Origin of the sequence: Labilibaculum euxinicum, assembly GCF_963678175.1 — a bacterium.
GTDB lineage: Bacteria > Bacteroidota > Bacteroidia > Bacteroidales > Marinifilaceae > Labilibaculum > Labilibaculum euxinus.
The window spans coordinates 817,235-843,304 of record NZ_OY782756.1; the positions used below are offsets into that span (position 1 = coordinate 817,235).

At 35.2% G+C, this 26,070-nt stretch carries 20 protein-coding genes; 17 read left to right on the top strand and 3 right to left on the bottom strand.

The window, feature by feature from the left end:
- Positions 1-117 precede the first annotated feature (117 nt).
- Together ACY0M5_RS03645 and glmS are read left to right on the top strand one after the other, a co-directional pair.
- Positions 118-927 (top strand): glycogen/starch synthase, encoded by an 810-nt coding sequence (locus ACY0M5_RS03645; RefSeq protein WP_124994143.1) that lies wholly within the window; start codon positions 118-120, stop codon positions 925-927.
- 242 nt (positions 928-1,169) lie between these two features.
- Positions 1,170-3,005, top strand: coding sequence for a glutamine--fructose-6-phosphate transaminase (isomerizing) (gene glmS, locus ACY0M5_RS03650; protein ID WP_124994142.1), 1,836 nt, complete (start codon positions 1,170-1,172; stop codon positions 3,003-3,005).
- A gap of 57 nt (positions 3,006-3,062) precedes the next feature.
- Here glmS and rfbB read toward each other — a convergent pair whose 3' ends face one another.
- The gene (rfbB, locus tag ACY0M5_RS03655) at positions 3,063-4,118 is read right to left on the bottom strand and encodes a dTDP-glucose 4,6-dehydratase (RefSeq protein WP_124994141.1); all 1,056 of its coding nucleotides are present in this window, start codon (positions 4,116-4,118) and stop codon (positions 3,063-3,065) included.
- Between the two features lie 248 nt (positions 4,119-4,366).
- Here rfbB and ACY0M5_RS03660 point away from each other — a divergent pair, with 248 nt between their 5' ends.
- Entirely contained in the window at positions 4,367-5,311 is a 945-nt protein-coding gene (locus ACY0M5_RS03660) for an HU domain-containing protein (RefSeq protein ID WP_461630832.1), read from the top strand.
- Positions 5,312-5,375: 64 nt separating this feature from the next.
- On the opposite strand, the gene metG is transcribed toward ACY0M5_RS03660, so the two are convergent.
- Positions 5,376-7,406, bottom strand: coding sequence for a methionine--tRNA ligase (gene metG, locus ACY0M5_RS03665; protein ID WP_461630833.1), 2,031 nt, complete (start codon positions 7,404-7,406; stop codon positions 5,376-5,378).
- A gap of 204 nt (positions 7,407-7,610) precedes the next feature.
- Here metG and ACY0M5_RS03670 point away from each other — a divergent pair, with 204 nt between their 5' ends.
- Entirely contained in the window at positions 7,611-8,537 is a 927-nt protein-coding gene (locus ACY0M5_RS03670; protein ID WP_461630834.1) for a S66 peptidase family protein, read from the top strand.
- Between the two features lie 2 nt (positions 8,538-8,539).
- Positions 8,540-8,905 (top strand): YraN family protein, encoded by a 366-nt coding sequence (locus ACY0M5_RS03675; protein ID WP_461630835.1) that lies wholly within the window; start codon positions 8,540-8,542, stop codon positions 8,903-8,905.
- On the opposite strand, the gene ACY0M5_RS03680 is transcribed toward ACY0M5_RS03675, so the two are convergent.
- Positions 8,902-9,303, bottom strand: coding sequence for a response regulator (locus ACY0M5_RS03680; RefSeq protein ID WP_124994136.1), 402 nt, complete (start codon positions 9,301-9,303; stop codon positions 8,902-8,904). The genes ACY0M5_RS03675 and ACY0M5_RS03680 overlap by 4 nt on opposite strands.
- A gap of 291 nt (positions 9,304-9,594) precedes the next feature.
- Between ACY0M5_RS03680 and ACY0M5_RS03685 the strand changes: the two genes are divergently transcribed.
- The 12 genes from ACY0M5_RS03685 (at position 9,595) to ACY0M5_RS03740 (ending at position 26,042) form a co-directional block, all read left to right on the top strand.
- Positions 9,595-9,951 (top strand): MmcQ/YjbR family DNA-binding protein, encoded by a 357-nt coding sequence (locus tag ACY0M5_RS03685; protein ID WP_461630836.1) that lies wholly within the window; start codon positions 9,595-9,597, stop codon positions 9,949-9,951.
- Positions 9,952-10,009: 58 nt separating this feature from the next.
- Positions 10,010-11,191 carry a C1 family peptidase gene (locus ACY0M5_RS03690; protein WP_461630837.1) on the top strand — a complete coding sequence of 394 codons (1,182 nt, stop codon included), beginning with the start codon at positions 10,010-10,012 and terminating at the stop codon, positions 11,189-11,191.
- A 204-nt stretch (positions 11,192-11,395) separates the two neighbouring features.
- Positions 11,396-11,950, top strand: coding sequence for an RNA polymerase sigma factor (locus ACY0M5_RS03695; protein ID WP_461630838.1), 555 nt, complete (start codon positions 11,396-11,398; stop codon positions 11,948-11,950).
- 112 nt (positions 11,951-12,062) lie between these two features.
- Positions 12,063-13,241: a FecR family protein gene (locus ACY0M5_RS03700; protein ID WP_461630839.1), complete on the top strand. Its 1,179-nt coding sequence runs from the start codon at positions 12,063-12,065 to the stop codon at positions 13,239-13,241.
- A 95-nt stretch (positions 13,242-13,336) separates the two neighbouring features.
- Positions 13,337-17,002 carry a SusC/RagA family TonB-linked outer membrane protein gene (locus tag ACY0M5_RS03705; RefSeq protein WP_461630840.1) on the top strand — a complete coding sequence of 1,222 codons (3,666 nt, stop codon included), beginning with the start codon at positions 13,337-13,339 and terminating at the stop codon, positions 17,000-17,002.
- A 69-nt stretch (positions 17,003-17,071) separates the two neighbouring features.
- On the top strand, positions 17,072-18,541 hold the full coding sequence (locus tag ACY0M5_RS03710) for a RagB/SusD family nutrient uptake outer membrane protein (protein ID WP_461630841.1): 1,470 nt from the start codon (positions 17,072-17,074) through the stop codon (positions 18,539-18,541).
- 13 nt (positions 18,542-18,554) lie between these two features.
- Positions 18,555-19,535, top strand: a complete 981-nt coding sequence (locus ACY0M5_RS03715; RefSeq protein ID WP_461630842.1) for a substrate import-associated zinc metallohydrolase lipoprotein — start codon at positions 18,555-18,557, stop codon at positions 19,533-19,535.
- Positions 19,536-19,544: 9 nt separating this feature from the next.
- On the top strand, positions 19,545-20,780 hold the full coding sequence (locus tag ACY0M5_RS03720; protein ID WP_461630843.1) for a DUF4302 domain-containing protein: 1,236 nt from the start codon (positions 19,545-19,547) through the stop codon (positions 20,778-20,780).
- Positions 20,781-20,944: 164 nt separating this feature from the next.
- Positions 20,945-21,958 (top strand): substrate-binding domain-containing protein, encoded by a 1,014-nt coding sequence (locus ACY0M5_RS03725; RefSeq protein ID WP_461630844.1) that lies wholly within the window; start codon positions 20,945-20,947, stop codon positions 21,956-21,958.
- A gap of 100 nt (positions 21,959-22,058) precedes the next feature.
- Positions 22,059-23,222, top strand: coding sequence for a galactokinase (locus ACY0M5_RS03730; RefSeq protein ID WP_461630845.1), 1,164 nt, complete (start codon positions 22,059-22,061; stop codon positions 23,220-23,222).
- 91 nt (positions 23,223-23,313) lie between these two features.
- On the top strand, positions 23,314-24,378 hold the full coding sequence (locus ACY0M5_RS03735) for a UDP-glucose--hexose-1-phosphate uridylyltransferase (RefSeq protein ID WP_321319791.1): 1,065 nt from the start codon (positions 23,314-23,316) through the stop codon (positions 24,376-24,378).
- 2 nt (positions 24,379-24,380) lie between these two features.
- The gene (locus ACY0M5_RS03740; protein WP_461630846.1) at positions 24,381-26,042 is read left to right on the top strand and encodes a sodium/sugar symporter; all 1,662 of its coding nucleotides are present in this window, start codon (positions 24,381-24,383) and stop codon (positions 26,040-26,042) included.
- Positions 26,043-26,070: the final 28 nt, after the last annotated feature.

The window sequence follows — 26,070 nt, forward strand, 5'->3', positions numbered from 1 at the left end:
AAATATTAATTGCATTTAATTGTATTGTAGGAGCTTTAAGCTTCGCTTTCGGACAGGTATGTTAATTATTTTTACTAATTTTGCGCAGATAATCTGTATTATATTATTAGCGACTATATGGAAAAGACAAAAGTATTGTTTGTTTCACAAGAAATTACCCCTTATCTTCCTGAAACTGAAATGTCTGCAATAGGCAGATATCTACCTCAGGGAATCCAGGAAAAAGGAAAAGAGATCAGAACTTTCATGCCCAGATATGGATGTATCAATGAGAGAAGAAACCAACTACATGAAGTTATCCGCCTTTCGGGAATGAATTTAATAATTGATGATACAGATCATCCATTAATTATTAAGGTTGCCTCGATTCAAGCGGCTCGTATGCAAGTTTATTTCATTGACAATGAGGATTATTTTCATAGAAAAGAGATTCTGTTAGATGAAAACGGAGATGCTTTTGAGGATAATGATGAAAGAGCTATTTTCTTTGCAAGAGGGGTACTTGAAACAGTTAAAAAATTGAGATGGGCGCCGGATGTGGTACATTGTCAAGGTTGGTTCACCGGTTTGGTACCTTTGTATTTGAAAAAATCATTTAATGAGGATCCGTTATTTACTGAAACAAAGGTTGTTTTCTCCATGTATGATGATGAGTTCTCAACAAAATTCAGCAGCCGGTTTAGAGAAAAGTCAATTATTGAGGGAGTTAGTCAGGAGGATGTTAGCATTTTAGAAGATGCGAGTTATGTTGCACTTCATAAATTAGCAATTGATCAGTCTGATGCCCTGATTATGGGAAGTCCTCAGATAAACGACGAAGTGATGGCATATGCGGTTGCTTCAGGAAAACCTTTTCTGGAGTATAAGAACAAGGATGAATATGTATTGGCTTACTCAGAACTTTATGACGAATTAGTAGCAGAATAGTTACGATTTACGATATATTCAAAAGGTGTATTTAAGCATTTGCTTACTTACACCTTATTTTTTATTCTTTAATATACTTTAAGAAGTTTGGAGAGCTTTCTAACTTATCGTATTTTTAGCTGGATTTATGATAATTCATTCGGTGATGCCTATTTTGATGCTAACTCATTGATTGCAAGATTATTTGATGAATTGTTTTTTAACAAGTTTCGCGTGGTACCGAAACTGAAATATTTGTATTTATGTGTGGAATAGTTGGTTACATTGGGGATAAGCAGGCTTATCCTATACTCATTAATGGTCTTAAAAGATTAGAATACAGAGGGTATGATTCTGCAGGAGTTGCTCTTCGTACAAATCGGACTCAGGTATTTAAGTGTAAGGGAAAGGTTCAGGATCTGGAAAATCATGCAAAAGGAAATGATGTTTCGGGAACCATTGGAATTGGACATACCCGTTGGGCAACTCACGGAGAACCTAACGATGAAAATGCTCATCCTCATAGTTCGATGAATAAAAAATTTGTAATTATTCATAACGGAATTATTGAAAACTACTCAACCTTAAAGGATAAGCTGATTAAAAGAGGATATGCTTTTCAAAGTGATACAGATACAGAAGTTCTGGCAAATCTGATTGAGTATATCTATTTGAAAGGTGAAGTTTCTGCAGAACTGGCAGTTCGATTGGCTTTAACAAAAGTGGTTGGAGCTTATGGTTTGGTTGTTATTTGTGATGATGAACCAGATAAATTGATTGCGGCCAGAAAAGGAAGTCCATTGGTGGTTGGAGTTGGAAACGGAGAATATTTTCTTGCTTCGGATGCTACACCAATTATTGAATATACTAATAGTGTTATCTATCTGAATGATAATGATGTTGCGATTATAAGCAGAGATGAATTGGTTTTAAAAACCATTCAGAATGACAAATTAACTCCCCATGTTCAACAACTGGATTTGGATATTGAGCAAATTGAAAAAAACGGATACGATCATTTCATGCTAAAAGAAATTTTCGAACAGACCAGCTCTATTCATGATACTATTCGAGGACGAATCTCTACCGCAAATAAAGAAGTGTTTTTAGGTGGAATAAATGATGTTATTCCGCAATTGGTGAATGCCCGCCGAATATTAATTATTGGATGTGGTACATCCTGGCATGCTGGAATGGTAGGTGAATACTTATTTGAAGAATTTGCCAGAATTCCTGTTGAAGTAGAATATGCATCTGAATTCCGTTATAGAAATCCTGTGATTTTTAAGGATGACATCGTTTTGGCGATCAGTCAGAGTGGTGAAACTGCCGATACCCTGGCTGCTATTAAATTAGCTAAAGAGGCTGGAGCAACTGTTCTTGGTATTTGTAATGTAGTTGGATCAAGTATTCCCCGTGAAACTCATGCTGGTGTGTATACTCATGCAGGTCCGGAAATTGGAGTTGCTTCTACAAAGGCATTTACAGCTCAGGTTACTGTGCTAACCATGATGGCAATGCTTGTTGGATACCGCAAAGGAACTCTGGCTAAGGATGCATATGAAGAGCTTATTGCAGAATTTGCAAATCTTCCGGAAAAGATAAAAAGAATCCTGGATAAAGAAGATGACATTAAAGAATTATCCAAACAATACATGAATTCTACCAATGCTCTCTATTTAGGACGAGGTTTCCTGTTTCCGGTAGCTTTGGAGGGAGCTCTAAAATTAAAAGAAATTTCATACATACATGCCGAAGGATATCCTGCTGCAGAAATGAAACACGGACCAATTGCTCTTATAGATGAACAAATGCCGGTTTTTGTTGTTGCAACAAAGGATAAATCTTACGAGAAAATTGTAAGTAATATTCAGGAAGTAAAGGCAAGAAAGGGCCACGTAATTGCTATTGTTACTGAGGGCGATACTGTAATTAGTAAAATGGCTGATTTCGTAGTCGAAATTCCAGAAACCTTGGAACCATTGGCACCATTATTAACGGTTATTCCTTTCCAGCTGATTTCTTATTATATCGCTGTTTACAGAGGCTGTAATGTTGATCAACCAAGAAATTTAGCAAAATCTGTTACTGTAGAGTAACTTAAGGTTTAAGAATTATAAATAGAGCGATGTGATTGTTTCACATCGCTCTTCTTTTTATCGGTTGGTATATTGTTGTTCGTAGAACTTTTCGTAGTCTCCCGACAGAATATTTTCCATCCAGTCGGAATTTTTCAGATACCAGTCAATCGTTTGCTCAAAACCCTCTTCGAATTGGATGCTTGGCTGCCATCCCAATTCTTTTTTAATTTTTGTTGCATCTATAGCATAACGCTGGTCATGACCTGCTCTGTCTTTTACAAAAGTGATTAATTGCTGTGAACTTCCTGTTTCACGATTCAGTTTCTGATCCATAATATCACAAAGTTTTTTCACTAAATCCAGATTGGTCCATTCGTTATCCCCTCCAATATTATAGGTCTCTCCAATTTTCCCATCATGGTAAATGGAATCAATTGCTAAAGCATGATCTTTTACAAACAGCCAGTCTCTTATATTATCTCCTTTACCATAAATAGGCAATGGTTTAGAATTTTTAATGTTGTTTATTACCAACGGAATGAGTTTTTCAGGAAACTGATTTGCACCGTAATTATTAGAGCAATTCGACAATACAACCGGAAGTTTATAGGTGTGAAAGTATGCCCGAACCAAATGGTCTGAGCTTGCTTTTGAAGCAGAATACGGACTTCTCGGATCGTAAGAAGTTGTTTCTGTAAATTTCCCTGTTTTTCCTAAGGAACCGTATACTTCATCAGTAGATATGTGGTAGAATTTTTTGCCATTCATATCATTGGTCCAACATTCTTTAGCTGCATTAAGAAGGTTTACAGTTCCAACAATATTGGTCATAATAAAGGCTAAAGGATCTGAAATTGATCTATCAACATGAGACTCTGCGGCTAAATGCAGAACTCCTTCAAATTTATAATTTTTAAAAAGGTTTGATACAAATGCCAGATCTGTTATGTCACCTTTTATAAAAGTGTAATTTGCTTTGGAGTCGATATCTCTTAAATTTTCAAGATTCCCGGCATATGTAAGTGCGTCAAGGTTAATGATTTGATAGTCTGGATATTTGTTTACAAACAAACGAACCACATGTGAACCAATAAATCCGGCACCTCCTGTAATTAATATATTTTTTTTCACGTTCAGATAATATTTTTAGTTATTTCACTTTAAAATACTCATAATAATCTCAAGGGTAAAAAATATTGGAAACAGTTTATGTATTATTTTTAATGGTATCAAAAATACAATAATTTATTGGAGAGTAACTCTTTCTGAATAGATGCATAATTATTTTTGTGTTGTGAAAAGCTTGGTTTATAGTTGATTACTTTTTTTACGATAAATTCGATTTGAGTGGTATGTAATTTTGATTATATTTGTGTATTATGCTGGAAGTATCAAAATATATTAAAGACCTTTTATTTATTCACGATTGTGTGATATTACCTGGGTTTGGTGGCTTTGTTGCCAACTATAAACCTGCTAATATCGACGATAATTTGAATATTGTTTTTCCTCCGTCCAAAGCTATTGGATTTAACCGTAATTTATCGAAAAATGATGGTTTGCTGATTAATAGATTGGCTGAATCGGAAAATCTGAGTTATTCAGAGGCTGAAAAATCTGTTCAGTTTTTTACTGAAGATATCCGTGTTCGAATTCAGCGTGGAGAAAGAGTTGTGTTGGATCAGGTAGGATGTTTTTACAATGACAGAAGGCATAATATGTTGTTTGAGCCTTCAAAAGAGCTTAATTATTTGGTAGATGCATTTGGTTTGGAGCAAATAGATCTTCCTAAACTATCCTTATCTGCAGAAGAAAAAATTCGTCCGGCAATTATATCTCAAGCTAAAGTAAGGACACTTTTCACGACAAAACGTTTGTGGTATGCCGCAGCAGCTATTCCTTTTGTATTGACAATTGCTTTACTTCCAATGAATTCTGAACGTTCATTCCTTGGTAACGAAGCTTCTATGGGAATGATGGAAGGCAAGAAAGAAATTACCGAGAAGATAGTTCAATTAAAACCGGTAATTTCCCCACCGGAAGAGATGGTGATATTTGAGCCTAAGCTTACAAAAGAAGTGAAACTGGATAAGTTGCGTGAAGGCAGATTTTATTTAATTTCGGGTAGTTTTACTTCAATGAAAAATGCAGAAATATTAAAACAGGAATTGATTTCTAAATCTTATCCTGCTGTGATAATTAAAAATAAAAATTTGTATTCTGTTGCGATCAATCAATTTGATAAGAGAGCAGATGCAGATCAATTTAAAAAGAAGGTAATTGCTAAGAATTCAAAAGCTTACTGCTGGGTTCTGAAAAAATAAAGACCTAAAAAAAACGCTTTCTATCGGAAAGCGTTTTTTTTTATCTTAAAGTTTAAGTCTTGAATTATCTGATTTCAGAACCTGGTTTTATGCTTTGGTCCGGTGAAACAAAAGATAATTTTCCATCGGCATCTTCAGCCATTAAAATCATCCCCTGAGATTCAATTCCTTTTAATTGTTTTGGCTCCAGATTCACTAATATACTAACCTGCTTGCCAATAATTTCTTCAGGTTTGTAGTGTTCTGCAATACCTGAAACAACAGTTCTTTGATCAATTCCGGTATCAACAGTTAGCTTTAAAAGTTTTTTTGTTTTTGCTACCTTTTCAGCAGCTGTAATAGTTCCAACACGAACATCCAGTTTCATGAAATCATCGAAGTTGATATTTTCTTTTGCCGGCGCAACAATCTTTTTTTCTGCTTCGTTAGCTGCTTTTGTAGCCAAAAGTTTGTCTACCTGAGCTTGTATTGTTTCATCTTCAATTTTTTCGAAAAGTAAAGAAGCAGTATTTATTTGATGATGATTTGAAATAACATTAGCACCAATATTTTCCCAGGCCAAAGTCTCGATGTTCAAAAATCCGCGAAGTTTGCTGGCTGTAAATGGCAGAAACGGCTCGATTAAGGTCGATAGATTGGCTGTAATCTGAAGACTAATATTCATGATCGTTTTTACTCTTTCTTCATCAGTCTTCATCAGTTTCCAAGGTTCAGTATCTGCTAAATACTTATTTCCCAGACGAGCTAAATTCATTGCTTCTTTTAATGCTTCACGGAAATGGTAAGTTTCAAGATTCTTTTCAACTTGTTCTTTAAAGACAGGAATCTGAGCTAATGTTTCTTTATCGAAATCGGTTAATTCTCCTTGCGCAGGAATTATTCCATTGTAATATTTATGAGTAAGAACCAAAGCACGATTCACAAAGTTTCCTAGAATTGCAACCAGCTCATTGTTGTTTCTTGCCTGAAAATCTTTCCAGGTAAAGTCATTATCTTTAGTTTCCGGAGCATTTGCGGTCAAAACATATCTTAAAACATCTTGTTTATCAGGGAATTCCTCTAAATATTCGTGCAACCAAACCGCCCAATTTCTACTTGTCGAAATTTTGTCCCCTTCCAGATTTAAGAATTCGTTGGCAGGAACATTATCCGGCAGTATATAAGATCCTTCAGCCTTAAGCATTGCCGGGAAAATGATGCAATGGAATACGATATTGTCTTTTCCAATAAAATGAACCATCTTCGAATCATCAGCTTTCCAGTATTTTTCCCAGTCGGGAGTTAATTCTTTTGTAGCCGAAATATATCCAATTGGAGCATCGAACCAAACGTAAAGTACTTTTCCTTCTGCACCTTCGGCAGGAACAGGAACTCCCCAATTTAAATCACGGGTTACTGCTCTCGGGTGCAATCCGGTATCCAACCATGATTTACATTGTCCGTAAACATTTGGTTTCCATTCTTTATGATCTTCTAAAATCCATTTTTTCAGATCATTCTCATATTTATCTAAAGGCAAATACCAGTGTTTGGTTTCTTTTAATTCTGGCTTATTTCCGGTAATGGATGAAGTAGGATTGATTAAATCTGTTGCATTTAGTGAAGTTCCGCAACTTTCGCATTGATCACCATATGCTCCGTCGTTATTACAATGAGGACAGGTTCCGGTAATGTATCTGTCTGCAAGGAATTGATTCGCAATAGCATCGTAATATTGCTCACTTGTTTTTACGATAAATTCTCCTTTGTTATCTAAGGTCTTAAAAAATTCAGACGCAGTTTCGTGGTGTGTTTTTGAACTTGTTCTGGAATAAATGTCAAAAGTAATTCCGAACTTCTCAAATGAATCTTTGATAATATTGTGATATTTATCCACAACATCCTGCGGGGTAATGCCTTCCTTTTGTGCTTTAATAGTAATAGGTACACCATGTTCGTCTGAACCTCCAATCAGTAGTACATCTTCTCCTTTTATTCTAAGGTATCTTGTGTAGATATCTGCAGGAACATATACTCCAGCCAAATGACCAATATGAACCGGTCCGTTTGCATAAGGTAAAGCCGTGGTTACAAGTGTTCTATTAAATTTCTTCATTTGTGATTATATTTTTTCTTAAGGAATTGCCTTTTATTGTTTTGAGATGAAGGATTCCTCTGTTAATTTTGTTTACTGATTATTGTTTAAAACTTTGACCTTTGGTCGAATTGTTTGCAAAGATAAGATAGAATTGGCAAAAACGTAGTTATCCATTTGTATTTTATTCTTAATTTGTTCTTACTTCAAAAAAACTAAATAGATATGTATCAGCCGGCTGCTTTAGTAAAAGGAGATAAAATTGGAATCATCTCTCCCGCGGGAAAAATTAATCCTGAAAAAGTGGGAATTGCAGTCACTAGATTGGAAGAGGCGGGTTATAAAGTCGTTCTGGGAAATCATGTGTTCGATGTTGAAAATCAATTTGCAGGCAGTGATATGAATCGGTTGCGAGATCTTCAGCTCATGTTAGATGATCCTGAAATAAAAGCTGTTCTTTGTGCCAGAGGTGGATATGGGAGTGTGCGAATATTGGAGCATTTAGATTTTGATCTGTTTATTCGCAATCCAAAATGGATTGTTGGATATAGTGATATCACTGTATTTCACAGCTATTTGAATAATATATTAGGAGTGGAAAGTATACATGCGACTATGCCCGTTAATTTTCCTTCATTGAAGGAGAAGGAAGATAATTCACTATCAACTCTTTTGCATTCATTAGCTGGGGATTTGGAAAATTATGAAATTTCTTCTCACGAATTAAATCGAGATGGTGTTACAGAGGGAGAATTAATCGGGGGGAATTTATCTATTCTTTATAGTTTACGTGGAACTGTAATGGATTTTGAACCGCATGGGAAAATTCTTTTTATTGAAGATGTTGGAGAAGAATTGTATCATTTGGACAGAATGATGAAGAATTTAAAAATGGGTGGTAAATTATCAGAACTTCAGGGATTGATTATTGGAGGTATGAGCGATATGAAGGAAGGAAATCCTGATTTTGGAAAAACTGCTTACGAAATTATTTTAGAGTCCATTGAAAATTATTCTTATCCGGTTGTTTTCGATTTTCCTGCCGGTCATATCAAGGAAAATTGGGCTTTGCCGTTTGGTAGATTTTTAAGGTTGGATGTAAATGAAAAGGGAGCGAAGTTTACATGGGATAAATATAAGGAAATGGAATAATTATGGCTGCACACAATGACTTAGGGAAAATGGGCGAAGACCTTGCTGCGAAGCATCTGCTTCAAAATGGGTATAAAATTCTGGATCGTAATTGGATTTATCAAAAGAAGGAGTTGGATATTGTAGCTGTAAAAGGTGATCTTTTGGTTGTTGTGGAAGTTAAATCGAGATCAACCGAATATTTTGAGCACCCGGCTGATGCCATTACACTCTCAAAAATTAAATTTTTGGTACGTGCAACACAGGGATATGTCGATTCAAAAGAAATAGTACAAGAAGTACGATTCGATGTAATAAGTGTGATAAAACAAGATGCAGAATTTGTAATTGAACACATCGAAGATGCTTTTAGTGCACCTGTTGATTAATCGGCAAGATATTTATCGATAGTTGATAAAAGTTCTTCAAAACGAATTGGTTTTGATAGATAATCGTCACAGCCGGCATCCAATATGCGTTCCTTGTCCCCTTCAAGTGCATATGCAGTTTGAGCAATGATTGGAATTTCTTTGTGATTTTTTTTGATTCTGCGGGTGGCTTCGCAACCGTCCATTATAGGTAATCTGATGTCCATTAAAATGACATCAATATCATCAGATTCTTCAATGATATCAACCGCTTCTTTCCCATTTTTTGCCCACAACAGTTTCGACTCAGTTCTGCTTAAAGCTGCATCGAAAAACATGTTGTTAATCTCTTCATCTTCAACAATGAGAATTCGTTTATTTTTCCAATTGTATTTTTGGGCGTAGCCAGTTTCTTTCATGAGTATATCTATTTCTTACTTTTCTGTGAACTAAATATACAAAATTGAGAGAAGTAAAAAAAAATTCATTTGTTTCTAGGTTAAAAATATTTTTTCAGTGTTTAACAAATGCCTTATTTATACTATAAACAGGTGAATTCTGTTTATAGTAAGGAGGTTTATATTTGTAAACTTACAGAAACTTAAGAACCACATCTTTCTTCATCTTAATACATGAAAATTTAGGCTTTTGTTTAAAAGTATTTATATTTGTTTTCATTGTTTAAGTTGCAATCTAACAAATATATACAGATGAATATTGAGGAATTAAGAGAGTATTGTCTTTCAAAAATTGCTGTAAGTGAGGGATTTCCATTCGATGAAGAAACCTTGGTTTTTAAGGTGCTGGATAAAATGTTTTTGCTCACAAATATAACAGGTGAACTTCAAATGAATGTGAAGTGTGATCCCGAAAAAGCCATTGAATTACGTGAGATGTATTCTTCGGTATTACCTGGATATCATATGAATAAAAAATATTGGAATACTGTAGTTATAGATGGTAGTGTATCAGATCGGCAACTAAAGCAATGGATTGATGATTCGTATGATCAGGTTGTTGCTAAGATGACTAAAAAGAAACAGAATGAATTAATGAATTTGAAATAGACAAATTAATAAGTTCCTTTAGATTATAATATACTAACAACAAATACGTACTAAAACGATGAAGAAAACATTTTTAACAATCATTATTCTTGCCTTTTTTAGTGTTAATCTTACAATGGCGCAAGAAACAACGAAAGAAGAAAAGGTTTATTCTACTGTGGTAGATATTCCAACAACATCGGTTAAAAATCAGCAAAGTACAGGAACCTGCTGGTGCTTTGCAGGAATCTCGTATATCGAAACTGAGTTACTGTGTATGGGAGCACCTGAAATTGATTTATCAGAAATGTATATTGTTCGGTTAGCTTATTCTCAGAAAGCCAAAAGGTATTTTCGTTACCATGGCAAAGGAAACTATAGTGAAGGAGGACAAGCTCATGATGTTCTAAACGTAGTAAAAGAAAATGGATTTGTTCCGGAAAGTGTTTATTCCGGGAATAGGTATGGCAGCGGTTTTCACATTCATAAAGAGATGGTTCAATCGACCAAAGCTATGCTGGATGAGGTTATTAAAAATCCAAATAGAAAAATTACACCTGTTTGGGAGGAATCAGTAAATGCAGTGTTGGATACTTATATGGGAAAAGTACCAAGTAATTTTGAATTGGATGGAGTTGAATACACTCCTGTTTCTTATGCTGAGAAATTAGGTTTTAATGCGGATGATTACATTGAACTGACTTCATATAGTCATCATCCTTTTTATCAGAAGATTAATCTGGAGATTCCGGATAATTGGTCAGATGATTTGTATTATAATGTACCAATGGATGATATGATGGAGGTAATTAACTACGCTCTCAATAATGGCTTTTCAGTTTGCTGGGACGGTGATGTTAGTGAAAAAGGATTTTCTCATCGAAATGGGTATGCTGTTTTGCCAACAGAAAAAACGGTTGATATGACTGATTCTGAAATTGCAAAGTGGGAGAAAGATCTGGCAAAAGATGAAAAGGGAAATAGTAAAAAAGATACTGAGCCCGAAGTAAGCCAAGAGCTTCGTCAGGCCACCTTTGATGATTTTGAAACGACAGATGATCATTTGATGCATTTAACAGGAATTGTTAAGGATCAGTATGGAACGGTTTATTATAAAACAAAAAATTCCTGGGCCGAAAACAGCAATCAATTTGGCGGCTATTTAAACATGAGTGAAGCTTATGTGAAGCTTAAAACTGTGGCTGTAATGGTTCATAAAGATGCGATACCTAAAGAATTGAAAAAGAAATTGGGTTTGTAATAAAGATTGGTAAATAAGTGAAAGGATGTTCTTTGGACATCCTTTTTTTTGTATCAGTAATTTAAAAATTTGAATTTTATTTTGCACGGGAAAAAGTGAATTTTAGAACGTTTAGGGAAAATACTTGGTTGATAATTAGCATTATTTTGAAAATAATTTATAATATTGTTAGCCCTGTTTTAATATTATTAACCACTACTAACTATGAAAACCTTCGATCAAACTTTCCTAAAGTTATTTAGGAATGGTAATCAGGACTCATTTAAAATATTGTACGACAAGTATTTTGATGCGCTGTTTCTGTTTGGTCATAAATATGTTCTGGCACAAGATGTTGTTGAAGATATAATTCAGGAAAGTTTTATTAAAATTTGGGAAAAAAGATCATCTTTTTATCATGAAGGGGCGATGCGAGCATTTTTGTACAAAACAGTTCGTAATTCATGCTTAAATCAAATTGAACATCAAAAAGTCCGTAAATCTTACGAGGGGCAATCCGATAAAAATATCTGTGATGAGGATTACTTTCTTCATAATGTGATTGAAGAAGAAGTGAGTCGAATTATTAAAGAAACGGTTCATAAATTGCCTGAATCTGCCAGATTAATTTACTTATTAAGCCTAAAGGGATTAAAAAATGCTGAAATAGCTGAAGATTTGGATATATCTATCAATACTGTTAAGACACAAAAGCAAAGAGCAAGTAAGTTTTTAAAAGAGAATTTAAAGAATTTGTTCTCGATTCTATACTTCATTTAGAATTGAGTAGAAGCGAAATATTAAAAAGGGTGGTAAAAGTTAAAACTTTTGTCACCCTTTTTTTCATGTTGCCTGTTATAATAAATGTTAATCGCACACAGAAAATTGTAATATGACTAATTTACCATCTGGTTTTAAAATTGCAGATTTGATTGTGAAGAGGCTTGAGGGGAAGCTGAACGCAGAAGAAGAGCAGTTTTTGGAGGAGTGGAAACATGCAGGAGAGGAAAATCTTGTGCTTTTTCATAAACTTGCTCAAAACCCGGAGAAACTGTACTTCAAGAAAGAAGCAAAACTTGAAAGTGCAAATAAAGAAGATGTTTGGAAGCAAATACAAACTAAAGTACGAAGAGACCGGCGAATTCAATTAAAGCAACAGGTAATGAAGATTGCTGTGATGCTGATTGTTGCCGTAGGTGTTGGAGGCTTTTTGTATACTATTAGCAACAATTCTGTTCACGATGAGCCCATCGCGATTTTGCCTGGTAAAAATCAAGCCCTGCTGGTATTAAGTGGTGGTGAGAAATATCAGTTGAGCGAAAAAGTTAATCTGGAAGAAAAAGGGATACAGATATCCAATAATTCGAAAGAGTTGGTTTATAGTAAGGTTGCAGAAAAGGTAAGTGAGGAACGGCTGACATACAATACCATTATTATTCCCAAAGGAGGAGAATACAAGCTGACTCTTGCAGATGGAACTAAGATTTGGTTGAATTCAAATTCTAAATTGAGATATCCTTCTCAGTTTGGCACGGGAGTTCGGAAAGTACAATTGGAAGGGGAAGCCTTTTTTCAGGTGGCAAAAGACAAGGAACATCCATTTGTTGTTGATGTAACTACTGCTGAGGTTAAAGTTTTGGGAACGTCTTTTAATGTAAATGCATATAATGATCAGGATGATATTTTCACGACTTTGGTTGAAGGCAAGGTTGAGGTTAACGATGATTTTCGTGGTACTAGTCAGAAATTATTACCGAATGATCAATTGTGTTTTAATAAATTGAATGGTAAAACTTCAAAAAAAATTGTTGACACAAGATTATATACGGCTTGGAAAGACGGACGTTTTGTTTTCGAAAACAAAAGCTTGGAGGATATAATGATTAGATTGTCACGGTGGTATGATGTTGATGTGTTTTTCTTGAGCAATTCAATAAAACATTTAAAATACACAGGAGATGTTGCCCGCTATGATAATATTAACAGCATTCTTGATATGATAGAAGTAACTGAAAAAGTAAAATTCACAATAAAAGATCGTAGTGTTATGATCGAAGAAAATTGCAAATAAAAAAAACCGGAGTTTGCAGCCACAAACCCCGGCAAAGTCAATAAACATTTCTTTTTGAGGAGAAATGCAGTACTAACCAAATCACATTCAAAATTATGAAAAAAAATCGGGAAAAGTCTTTTATGCAGAAAAGAAAACCATTTCTTGCAAAAAGACTCTTGCTTTTGTTTCTGGTAGTTAATGTCTTTAGTTTTCAGACATTAGCAAACCTTCAGGGCGAAATTCTGGAGTTGGAAATGACAGGAGGTTCTTTAATTGAGGTTTTCGCAAAAGTTAAGGAGAAAACCAATTATACATTTCTTTACAATGTTGATGACATTAAAGAAGTAAATAATGTTACTATAAGCGCTTCACCCAAAAGCGTTCAAACCATATTAACGGATTGCTTAAAAGATACCGGACTTACGTATGAAATTAGAGACGAGGTCATTATCATTAAACCAGCAGCTAAACCTGTAACTCCTGCAAAAGAAGAAAAACCTGTTGTGGAGGAAAAAAAGGTTGGCGGTGTTGTTACTGATAATACAGGTGTCGGGTTACCAGGTGTTTCTGTTTTTATTAAAGGTACCAGTATCGGAACTACCACAAATATTGATGGAAAATACAACATTCAATTGCCGGATGCATCAGAGGCCATTTTGGTTTTCTCATTTATTGGTATGGACACTCAGGAAATCACAGTTACGAATCAAAAAGTAATAGATGTTGTTCTTGTTGCAGGTTCAGAACAAATTGATGAGGTGGTTGTGACAGGATATCAGAAAATTGATAGACGATTGTTTACCGGTTCGGCTGCAAAAATTAGTACTGAAGAAGTTAAGCTAGCTGCTAGTCCTGATGTATCAAGATTCTTGCAAGGAACCGTTGCTGGTGTTTCTGTAGATAATGTGTCGGGTACTTTCGGTGCAGCTCCTGTAGTCCGAATTCGTGGTAATGCATCCATTAATGGTAACAACAAACCACTATGGGTTGTTGATGGTGTGATATTGGAAGATTTGGTTGAAGTAACTGCTGACGATTTAACTTCTGGTAATCTGTCAACGGTTTTAAGTTCAGGTGTTGCAGGTTTAAATCCTGATGACATTGAAGACATTCAGGTTTTGAAAGATGCTTCGGCTACTGCACTGTATGGTGCTCAGGCGATGAATGGTGTTATCGTAATTAACACCAAAAAAGGTAAAATCGGAAAAATGCAAGTGAGTTATGCCGGAAATTTAACTGTTAAGGAGCGTCCCAATTACTCACAGTTCGATATTGCGAATTCGGCTTCTGAAATTTCTTTCTACAAAGAACTCCAAAGAAAAGGATGGATAGACTTAGCTTCATCAGTAAAAGCGAGAGATTATGGAGTATTGGGTAAAATGTATGATCAGATTGATAAGGGCATAATCAACTGGGGGCCCGATGGATCATTAAACGAAGAGTTTTTATCAAAATACGGAAATGCAAATACCGATTGGTTTAAAACCTTATTCAAAAATTCTATTTCGCAACAGCATTCGTTTAGTTTCTCAGGTGGAACTGAAAAAGCAAAATATTACGCGTCGATTAGTTTATATGACGATAGTGGAAGTACAATTGCCGATAATGTAACTAAGTACACTGCCACTATGAAGGGTGATTTTAAGGTCACTGATAAGTTGGATATTGGTATAAAATTGACAACAAATCATAGAGACCAAAAATTACCAGGTTCTAAAGACAGAGACTTTAATGCTATAGATGGAGTTTACCAAAGAGATTTCGATATTAATCCATTTTCTTATGCTCTTAATACGAGCAGAAGTATTCGTGCATACGATGATAAGGGTGATTTGGAATTCTTTAGAAGAGATTACTCTCCTTTTAATATAATCCACGAACTGGATAACAATACTGTGGATCTTGTGGCAACTGATGTTATCGGCCAGCTTAACCTAAATTACGAAATAGCAACAAATTTGAACTTTAGTTCGGTTTTTCAAGCCAGAAGAAACTCAGCTTTAAGAGAGCATAAAATACATGAGTCTTCAAATCAAGCTAATGCCTATCGAGCCATGGACACTCAGTTTATTCGCGATGCCAATCAGTTGTTATTTAGAGATCCTGATAAACCAAATTCGAATCCAATTTCGATTCTACCTACTGGCGGATTCTACAATACAGTAAATAATACACTTGATTTTTACTCTATTCGTAATTCAGTTTCATGGAACCCTACTATTGAAGATACCCATATTATGAGTTTTCTTTTAGGACAAGAGGTTAAATACACTAATCGAAAGGAAATTACCAGTGATGGATGGGGAGTTCAATACGATAGAGGTGGGTTGTTTAATGAACATCCTGATTTATCGAAATATCTTAGCCTGAACAATCAGACTCGTGAAGGAATAGAAGAATATAGAGACCGATATATTGGTTATTTCTTGAATGGAGCATATTCATATAAAGGAAAGTACACATTTAACGGTACTATACGTCGCGATGGCTCTAATAAACTGGGTAAGACAAAAGCTGCTCGCCATTTGAATTCATGGAACTTGAGTGGTAAATGGAATTTGAGCGAAGAGAATTTCTTAGCCGATTCTGAAAAAATAAACCTATTAAGTTTAAAGGCAACTTATGGATTGAACGGTACAATGGGACCTAATGCTAGTGCAATTCAAAAATTAGTGGCTTACCAATCATGGAGACCATACGATAAAGAAACTGGTGTTAAGGTTGAAGATTTAGCCAATGAAGATTTATCTTGGGAGAAAATGTACGAATTCAGTGTAGGTGCTGAAGCTGCATTTTTTAATAATCGAGTGTACACCGATGTAGCTTATTACAAAAGAAATGCCTTTGACCTTGTTGGGGCAGTGCGCACTTCAGGTATTGGAGGTGATGCTCTTAAGTATGGTAACTTTGCAGATATGGAAATCGAGGGTTTTGAAGTAGCCCTAAATACTGTAAATATTACTCATGATAATTTTAAATGGACTACTAGTATTAATGTTGATTATAATACTAGTGAAATTACAAAATTGGAGAACGTCGACAGAATTGGTGATTATGTTAGAAACACGGGAGGTGATTATTTAGGAAAACCACGTAGAGGTTTGTATTCTGTTCGCTTCGATGGTTTAACAAATCAAGGTCTACCAACATTTATTAATAGTGCAGGAAATCCAATTAACGAAAATGTAAACTTTCAAACCTCTGAAAATGTGATGGATTATCTGAAATACGAAGGTGTCTTAGATGCTCCAATATCAGGAGGTATGACCAATACATTTAAATATAAAGATTTCTCGTTAGGGATTGGAATTGTATTCCGTGCAGGTAATAAGGTTAGACTAGACGACTTATTTAAGTTAGGATCAACAGGTTTACGTCAATTTGGATATTCATCTATTTCGAAAGATATGGAAAATCGTTGGTTTTCACCAGGAGATGAGAACTTTACCACTGTGCCAGCTATCTTAAATAGACGATTCGATAAGGATTTGGATACACAAAGCTTAAACCTTTATGAGTTATACAATAAATCAGATGTAAGGGTTGCTGATGGAGGTTTTATTAGACTAAAAACCATTAGCTTGGGATACAATCTCCCAAAATCATTCACTAATAATTTAGGCATCCAACGTGCCAAAATTTCACTACAGGCTCAGAATATCCTATTGCTTTATTCTGATAAAAAATTGAATGGATTAGATCCAGAATTCTACCGTTCTGGTGGTGTTTCTCTTCCAATTCCAAGAACATTCACGTTCTCACTAAATGTAGGATTCTAATTGGAGTAAACCTAAGTGAAATTTCACCAATGAAAATTGGTTTTGTTAATGAAAATTAATTTAAAATAAATGAAAAAAATAAATATAATATCCTCAGTTGTTCTGCTCATGTTTTTTTCGAGTTGTACCGACTATCTCGACGAAACCCCTGATAACAGAATTGAAGCAAACACACTTGAAAAAGCTTCTGAAATATTAGTAGCTGCTTATCCTCAGGGAGATTATTTTTTTACGGATTGGATGACTGATGATTCTGAATATATTGAATCAAATCAACAGCTTACAAAATTGACTGATATCTTTCTATGGAAAGAACTTGATGAGTTGGACGAATCCAATACGCCTACCAATTATTGGAATAATGCCTACGAAGCAATTTCACAAGCAAATGCCACTCTTGACGCTTTAGATAAGATAAAATCTGATGATATAGCTTTTAGAAATGCGATTAAAGGTGAAGCTTTGCTCTGTAGAGCATACGCACATTTCATGCTTGCAAACTTATTCTCTAACAATTACAATGAGGCTACTTCTAAAACTGATTTAGGTATTCCTTATGTTCTTGAATCCGAAAATGTATTAATAAAACAATATGAAAGAAATACATTGTTCGAAACCTATACTCTAATCGAAAAAGATCTTACCGATGGATTAAAACTGTTGTCTAACAAATATTATTCTGGAAGTAAAAAATATCATTTTACAACAACAGCTGCAAAGGCTTTTGCTTGTCGATTTTATATGTATAAAGGTGACTATACCGAGAGTATTAAATACGCTGATATGATATTAGGCGTTAATTCTGTAAATCCTGTTTATCTTAAAGATCTCGCTGCTTTTAGTAGTCAATCTGGTTCAACTGCGAAAAGAAATTTTTTTGTTAAAAATACCGATCCTAGCAATATCCTTATTGTTGAGAAACTTGTTAGTGTTGGTTTGAGAAGTAATTATGGTTATAGAACCTCTATTTCGGTATGGAGAAATTTATATTGGAATTCTAATATTTGGGATGGTACTGATTTAAGAGATAATGGTTATGGCAAATATGCAATTGAAACGGCTAAATTTAAAGAGGAATTTTATAAAGAAAGTTTAACTGCAACGACTGGTTATCCATTTTTCGTACAGCCTGTTTTTCGTGGTGAAGAACTCGTATTCAATAGAATTGAGTGTAATATTGAATTGAATAATTTCACTGCAGCTTTAGCCGATTTTAATATACTAGGTAATTCTAGATACACAGGTGCTAAAACTTTAACAATTGATGATATTCAAACTTATTATACTACAAAAGATGAAGCAGGAAATGATGTACTTCCTGATGAGAAATCTGCTTTAATTAGTTTGCTTCTATCTGAAAAAAGAAAAGAATTTCTTCAAGAAGGAATGCGTTGGTTCGATATTAAAAGACACCATATTGCCATTGAGCACGTAACCAGTGATGGAGATATTATAACGCTTGAAAAAGATGATTTGAGAAAAGTTTTACAAATTCCTCAAAATGCTACTTCAAGAGGAATTGCAAAGAATCCACGCTAAAACACAAATTGAAATGAAAAAATTCACGATATTATTTAGTATCCTATTCTTAGGCTTATTTTCGGCCTGCGATAGTGAAGACGATGCCGTTTACGTGCCCGAAGTGATAGAGGAATCAAACGATCCCATCAGTATTTACTTCAGAGATAACTTCCTTGACGTATATGGGACAGCAGTCCGATGGAAATGGGACGATAATTTAGTAGATGATACTAAAAGAGTAACACCTGCACTCCGAGATTTATGCATCCCTATGGGGGATTTCATCAAAGATTTCTGGCTTGCTCCTTTTAACATGACTGAGGCTGGTAATGAATTTATGAACGAGCATTTTCCACCGGAAATTGTATTTGTTGGTTCTCCTATGTGGGAACCAGATGGTATGTCTAAGATTTTAGGATATGCCGATGCTGGTGCTCGAATTACTTTTACGGAGGTAAATGATTTTGACTTAACTAATACAACATGGCTATTACAGCAATTGAGAACTGCAGAGCATGAATATGGTCATATCATTCATCAGCGACATAATTTGCCAGATGGCTGGAAAGAAGTCAGTCCTGAGAATTATAAGTCGAATAACTGGTTGAATTTAGCAGGTGATGTACAAGCGAGTAATCCAAGAATCTCTCGCGAGGCTATTACATTAGGGATGGTATCAAATTATGGAACATTGGATGTTCAGGAAGATTTTTGTGAGTTGTTATCACTTTATATCACTTCTGATAAGGCAGCTTTCGAAGAAAGATATCTAACTCATGAACCAGAAGCTAAGTATGCACAATTGGATGCAGACGGGAATCCTGTATTAGATAAAGATGGAGATCCTATTCTATTAGATCCTGCTGCTGATGCAACTGAAATAAATGCAGGTAGAGATATTATTGCGGTAAAACTTAAAATGATTAAGGACTATTACATGGAGAAGTTTGAAATAGATCTGGATCAAATTCGCGATGAGATTATGAGAAAAATTGCTGAAATAACTAAATAACGAAAAACCATGAAGAGAATACTATATATACTTATGGCTTCTTTATTCTTATTCTCGTCTTGCGACAACGAACAAGATCCCATATTTGAAGATAGCCCCGAAACACGATTGAATAAGGTACTAAATGAATATAAAACGACACTAACTAAAGATGATGGTTACTGGATTGCATATTATTCAGGATCTGCGATTTTCATGAAATTTAATGAGGACAATACTGTTGAATTTCAATCAACATTTAATGATGGTGCTGATGATAGAACGATTACTTATAGGGTTAGTTCCTCTCAAGTTCCTGAATTGGTTTTCGAAAGCCACTCTGTTTTTCAAGCTATTTACGAAGAAAACTTGACCACTGGAGAATACGAATTCCTTTTTGACAAAGTAGCTGATGACAGAATAGATTTTATTAGTAAAACTGATAGAGGAGCTAATAAAACCAAATTGACATTTTATAAAGGAACGGCTGACGATATCGTTAAAGCCAAGGAACTAACCGATAAGATTGATGTTTTGTCTGTGTTTAAGGAAGTTGTTATTGAAGGCAATACAACTTATAAAATCGAGATAGCATTAAATCCTGGTGGTAAAGCACAGGTTAATACTCTTGTTGATGGTAGAATTAAGACTGAGTTTTACAGCTACGATGTAACGGCTAGTGGAATGATTTTTCAACCTGCTTTAGTTCTTGGCGATGGTGTTGAGGCAGCCGAATTTGTTTTTGATGAGGCTGCAAACACTTTTCAATCTACTGATGAAACCAGTGTAACTATTAAGGTTGTTGAGGAGCCAGTTTTACCTTTATCGCCATATGCTTTTGGATCTAAGGATGCTCTTAATAATTTCATTGAGAGTGGTAAATCAAGCAGGGCATATTTGAATTTTTTCAATGCTTATAAAGCTCAGTTGAATGAAGATTACGGCCTTACTATTAGCAGATATTATTTAAATGCTATTTCGAGTCCAACAGAAGTGCCATATATTTTTATACAAACAAATTTCGGAAATTTTTGGTTTGAATTCACTTATGAAGTAAAAGAGGATGGTAAAGTATACTTTACATCAACAGGAGTGAATAATGCAGGAGCTAATGCTCCAATATTTGAACCGTTAATTCAATTATTGTTTAATACAAATGGTCATTTTATTGAAAATTCAGGAGGGTTGTCTGGTTATACAAATGGTACATTCTCATTAATTAATGCGGATGACCCAGCTTACAAGATTAATTTTATTGATTTATAAGTCGTAACAGTTTAGTATGTAGTTAAAAAGACAGTCCTTGTGGCTGTCTTTTTTTTGTTTAATACTTTTTATTGAATAAATCGACAAGCTCACCAACCAGTACCCAACAGTTGAAAAAATGATTATATTTGTTTTTTCAATTACGATCTAAATATCAATGCAGTATGCCTTCAAATCTCTTTACAGTCTCTAATGAATCAGGAGTTCCAAAATACAAACAATTGATAAATTCTTTGTATCAATCTATTGAAAACGGGGATGTTGCTATTGGCGATCAGTTGCCTTCAATCAATGCGATATGCAAGGAGTTTAATTTATCCCGGGATACTGTACTGGTTGCCTTTAACGAGTTAAAGGCGCGGGGAGTTATTTCATCTGTACCGGGAAAAGGTTACTATTTGGAGAGCAATATTACTCAGTTAAAGCACAAGATTTTCTTGCTTTTCGAGGAGTTTAATACATTTAAAGAAATTTTGTACAATTCCTTTCTGGAGAGTTTGAAGGGGCTGGCTACTGTTGATATTTACTTTCATCATTTTAACGAAAGAGTATTTAAAGAGTTGATTGAGAATAACAATGGGAAATATACGTCCTATGTTATTATGCCGGCAAAATTTACAGATGCCTATTCGGTGCTAAAACAGTTGCCTCAGGATAAAGTGTACATTTTGGATCAAACCAATGCAAATTTAAAGAAGCATTATCCTGCAGTCTATCAGAATTTTGAAAAAGACGTATTCTCTGCGCTTTCCTCAGGATCTGATTTGTTAAAGAAATACAGGAAGTTGTTTTGGGTTTTTCCTGGGGGAAAAGAACCGGTCGGACAGATGAAGGGATTTAAGAAATTCGCAAAAGAGTTTGCAAGTCAATGGGAATTTAAAGTGATTGAAAGTATTCAGGGACATGTAATTAATAAATCTGAGGCGTACATAGTTTCCAATGACAATGACCTGGTCTATTTAGTAAAAGAGGCAAATAGGAAGCAACTTAAAATAGGAGAAGAGCTTGGGATTATTTCCTACAATGATACACCATTGAAAGAAGTTGTTGCCGATGGTATAACAACAATAAGTACTGATTTTAAAGAGATGGGGGAAATATTGGCAGAAATGGTGTTGGGATCGAAAAAAGACTTGATAGAGAATAAATCCCGTTTGATTCGAAGAGGATCTTTGTAGGGAGGTTAAAACAGAAGAATTTCAAATAGTAAAAAGTTTTTTGGGAATTAATTAAAAACATCTATATTTACCGACCAGTACCAACCAGTAAGAAAAAGTTATGCGTGTTGATAATTTGAAAAAAGAGTTTGAAAATTTTTATGGAGCCGGTGATTGTAATGTATATTTCTCGCCGGGCAGGGTGAATTTAATTGGAGAACATACTGATTATAATGGGGGATTTGTTTTCCCATGTGCATTATCATTTGGAACCTATTGTTTGATTCGTAAAACTGAACGAAAGTCTTTCCGTTTTCGCTCTTTGAATCAGGAGATTGTACAGGAAATTGATTTGGATTCTTTATGCAATCCTTTGCCTAAAGGAACATGGGTAAATTATGCAATTGGCGTAATTGCTCAGTTTGTGAAGAACGGACAAAAGCCGGATACAGGTGCCGACATTTTAATTTGGGGAAATGTACCCAATGGTGCAGGATTGTCATCCTCTGCTTCATTAGAGGTAGTAACAGGTGTTGCAATTAATGAGGAATTTCAGTTTGGTCAGGATCGATTGACCATCGTAAAGTACAGTCAGAAAGCAGAGCATGAATTTGCAGGTGTGATGTGCGGAATTATGGATCAATTTGCTTCCGGAATGGGAAAAAAGGATCATGCAATTTATTTGAACTGTGATAGTCTTGAGTACGAATTGGTGCCTGTAAAACTATCTGGAGTTAAAATTATTATAGGAAATACGAACAGTCCGCATAGTTTGGATGCGGGAAAATACAATGAACGGGTTGATGAATGCCGGGCTGCTGTTGATGCAATTACCCCCTCAAAGTTAATTGCCAACTTGGGTGAATTAAGTCCGGCAGAATTCAACTCTTTATCAGTAAATATTGAAAACGATATTGTACGAAAAAGAGCCCGCCACGTGGTTACTGAAATTGAGCGTACTAAAAAGGCAGTGGAAGAATTAAAATTGGGTAACTTGTTGGCTTTTGGGGAATTAATGAACCAGTCGCACAATTCGCTTCGCGATGATTATGAGGTGACAGGAAATGAATTGGATGCAATGGTTACTGCAGCCCGAAAGATTGAAGGAACTATAGGTTCACGGATGACCGGTGGTGGTTTTGGTGGTTCAACAGTAAGTTTGGTAAAAGATGAATTTGTTGATGAATTTATTAAAAAAGTGGGTGCCGAATATTTCGAAAAAACCGGAATTAAAGGAGAGTTTTATGTTGCTGAAATTGGCGATGGAGGCAAACGTGTAGAATAATGAGTGTTGAATTATGAACTAAAGAGAATTGTTTTTAACAGATGAGTAAAAGCTTTCTATTTAGTTCATAACTCATAATCAATAATTGATAATGATGGATAAGTTTGATTATATAGAGAATCCTCACAGAAGGTACAATCCTTTAACCGGAGAATGGATATTGGTTTCTCCTCACAGATCGAAACGACCTTGGCAGGGACAAGTTGAAAAAGTAGTGGAAGATGTTCGTCCGCCTCACGATCCAAATTGTTACCTATGTCCGCGTAATGAGCGTGTTGGGGGTGAGAATAATCCTGATTACAAGGATGTTTACTCTTTTCAGAACGATTTTAGTGCTTTATTGCAGGATACTCCGAAAGGGAAATTTGAAGATGGTGAACTTTTTAAAGCGGAGAGCGAATCAGGAGTATGTAAAGTGCTTTGTTTTAGTCCTGATCATAGTTTAACAGTTCCGGAAATGGAAGTGGATAATATCCGTAAAGTGGTTGATCTTTGGTGTAAAGAATACGACGAACTCGGATCCAGAGAGGATATTGGCTATGTTCAGATATTTGAAAATAAGGGTGCTATTATGGGATGTTCAAATCCGCATCCGCATGGTCAAATATGGGCTTCGGCATTGGTTCCTTTAGAAACATCGAAAGAATCAGAAACTCAGAAAGAATATTTCGATAAGCACGGAAGAACCATGCTGTTCGATTATTTGAATAGTGAATTGGAGAAGAAAGAACGTATTTTAGTTGAAAACAATTCATTTGTTGCTCTGGTTCCGTTTTGGGCAGTATGGCCTTTCGAAACCATGATTATTAGTAAAAGACCAGTTTCGAACTTATTGGAATTAACCGATGAGGAAAAAACTGATTTAGCAGATATATATAAGAAACTGACAATAATGTACGATAACTTATTTGAGGTTTCTTTTGCGTACTCAGCAGGATTGCATCAAGCACCAACCGATGGTGAAGAGCATCCGGAGTGGCACTTGCACATGCATTTCTATCCACCATTATTACGCTCGGCTAGCGTTAAAAAATTTATGGTTGGATACGAAATGTTGGGCACGCCGCAAAGAGATATCACAGCCGAAGGTGCAGCATTGCGATTACGGGAACTTTCTAAAGTACATTATAAATCAAAAACTAATAAACATCCTTAAATATGGAAAATACGTTTTCAACTCTGGATTATATCATCTTTATTTTATATGGATTGGTAATTGTTGGAGTAGGCTTATGGGTATCCCGCGATAAAGAGGGACATCAAAAAAATGCCGATGATTACTTTTTGGCTAGTAAATCCTTGCCATGGTGGGCAATTGGAGCTTCCTTAATTGCTGCAAATATTTCTGCAGAGCAGTTTATTGGAATGTCAGGTTCTGGTTTTGCAATTGGTTTGGCTATTGCTTCCTACGAATGGATGGCTGCTTTAACTTTAATAATTGTAGGTAAATACTTTTTGCCAATTTTTATCGAAAAGGGATTGTATACCATTCCTGAGTTTGTGGAGAAACGATTTTCGACCAATCTGAAAACCATTCTAGCAGTATTTTGGATTGCATTGTACGTATTTGTAAACCTAACTTCTGTTCTTTATTTGGGAGCATTGGCTATGGAAACAATTATGGGGATTCCTATGATGTATGGAATTCTTGGTTTGGCTTTGTTTGCTGCCAGTTATTCTCTTTACGGTGGACTTTCTGCTGTGGCATGGACTGATGTTATTCAGGTTGTATTTTTAATTATGGGAGGTCTGATCACAACCTATTTGGCCTTAAATAATGTATCTGGTGGTGAAGGTGTCATTGCAGGATTTAAACACATTTATGAAGTGGCTCCGGATAGTTTTCAAATGATTTTGGATAAGGCAAACAGTCAGTATGTAAATCTTCCTGGAATTGGAGTAATTGTTGGGGGTTTATGGGTTGCAAATTTATATTATTGGGGATTTAATCAATACATTATTCAAAGAACATTAGCTGCAAAATCGTTGGGCGAAGCTCAAAAAGGAATTGTATTTGCAGGTGTTCTGAAATTGGTCATTCCTTTAATTGTTGTAATTCCAGGTATTGCTGCTTTTGTAATGGTTAACGATCCGGAAATTATGGCACGCTTGGGTGTGGGATCAATGGACAACATTCCAACAATGGATGCCGCAGATAAAGCATATCCATGGTTATTGCAATTTCTACCATCAGGATTGAAAGGGGTAGCTTTTGCTGCTTTGGCAGCGGCTATTGTGTCTTCATTGGCATCTATGTTGAATTCTACTTCAACTATTTTTACAATGGATATTTACAAACCATATATTAATCCGAATGCTACCGATAAGGAAACTGTAAATGTTGGTCGTCTTTCTGCTGCAGGTGCTTTAATAATAGCCGGAATTGTTGCTCCGTTATTGGGAGGTATAGATCAGGCATTTCAGTTTATTCAGGAATATACCGGCGTGGTTAGTCCGGGTATTTTAGCTGTGTTCTTGTTGGGATTGTTCTGGAAAAAGACAACAAATAAAGGTGCTATTATTGGTGTTTTATCATCAATTCCTATTGCTATGTTCTTTAAAATTGCTCCAAAAGGCTGGTTGGCAGGAAGTTCTGTTGAAGGCATTTTCCCGAATGTTCCTTTCCTGGATCAAATGGGATACACTGCTTTGTTATCTGCAGCTGTTATAGTATTGGTTAGTTACATGCAAAACAAAGGGGCAGATGATGAAAAAGGAATTGAAATTAGTAGAAAAACATTTGTAACAGGTAAGGTTTTCAATATTGTATCTTATGCGATCTGCATTGTTCTTGTTGTTTTGTATGCAATGTTTTGGTAGTAAAATTAAGTTGTACATCCGATATTTT

Excerpts from the sequence above, each read along its gene's own strand:
- ACY0M5_RS03645 (WP_124994143.1), top strand. The coding sequence starts at position 118 with ATGGAAAAGACAAAAGTATTGTTTGTTTCACAAGAAATTACCCCTTAT.
- glmS (WP_124994142.1), top strand. The coding sequence starts at position 1,170 with ATGTGTGGAATAGTTGGTTACATTGGGGATAAGCAGGCTTATCCTATA.
- ACY0M5_RS03660 (WP_461630832.1), top strand. The coding sequence starts at position 4,367 with ATGCTGGAAGTATCAAAATATATTAAAGACCTTTTATTTATTCACGAT.
- metG (WP_461630833.1), bottom strand. The coding sequence starts at position 7,406 with ATGAAGAAATTTAATAGAACACTTGTAACCACGGCTTTACCTTATGCA.
- ACY0M5_RS03670 (WP_461630834.1), top strand. The coding sequence starts at position 7,611 with ATGTATCAGCCGGCTGCTTTAGTAAAAGGAGATAAAATTGGAATCATC.
- ACY0M5_RS03675 (WP_461630835.1), top strand. The coding sequence starts at position 8,540 with ATGGCTGCACACAATGACTTAGGGAAAATGGGCGAAGACCTTGCTGCG.
- ACY0M5_RS03680 (WP_124994136.1), bottom strand. The coding sequence starts at position 9,303 with ATGAAAGAAACTGGCTACGCCCAAAAATACAATTGGAAAAATAAACGA.
- ACY0M5_RS03685 (WP_461630836.1), top strand. The coding sequence starts at position 9,595 with ATGAATATTGAGGAATTAAGAGAGTATTGTCTTTCAAAAATTGCTGTA.
- ACY0M5_RS03690 (WP_461630837.1), top strand. The coding sequence starts at position 10,010 with ATGAAGAAAACATTTTTAACAATCATTATTCTTGCCTTTTTTAGTGTT.
- ACY0M5_RS03695 (WP_461630838.1), top strand. The coding sequence starts at position 11,396 with ATGAAAACCTTCGATCAAACTTTCCTAAAGTTATTTAGGAATGGTAAT.
- ACY0M5_RS03700 (WP_461630839.1), top strand. The coding sequence starts at position 12,063 with ATGACTAATTTACCATCTGGTTTTAAAATTGCAGATTTGATTGTGAAG.
- ACY0M5_RS03705 (WP_461630840.1), top strand. The coding sequence starts at position 13,337 with ATGAAAAAAAATCGGGAAAAGTCTTTTATGCAGAAAAGAAAACCATTT.
- ACY0M5_RS03710 (WP_461630841.1), top strand. The coding sequence starts at position 17,072 with ATGAAAAAAATAAATATAATATCCTCAGTTGTTCTGCTCATGTTTTTT.
- ACY0M5_RS03715 (WP_461630842.1), top strand. The coding sequence starts at position 18,555 with ATGAAAAAATTCACGATATTATTTAGTATCCTATTCTTAGGCTTATTT.
- ACY0M5_RS03720 (WP_461630843.1), top strand. The coding sequence starts at position 19,545 with ATGAAGAGAATACTATATATACTTATGGCTTCTTTATTCTTATTCTCG.
- ACY0M5_RS03725 (WP_461630844.1), top strand. The coding sequence starts at position 20,945 with ATGCCTTCAAATCTCTTTACAGTCTCTAATGAATCAGGAGTTCCAAAA.
- ACY0M5_RS03730 (WP_461630845.1), top strand. The coding sequence starts at position 22,059 with ATGCGTGTTGATAATTTGAAAAAAGAGTTTGAAAATTTTTATGGAGCC.
- ACY0M5_RS03735 (WP_321319791.1), top strand. The coding sequence starts at position 23,314 with ATGATGGATAAGTTTGATTATATAGAGAATCCTCACAGAAGGTACAAT.
- ACY0M5_RS03740 (WP_461630846.1), top strand. The coding sequence starts at position 24,381 with ATGGAAAATACGTTTTCAACTCTGGATTATATCATCTTTATTTTATAT.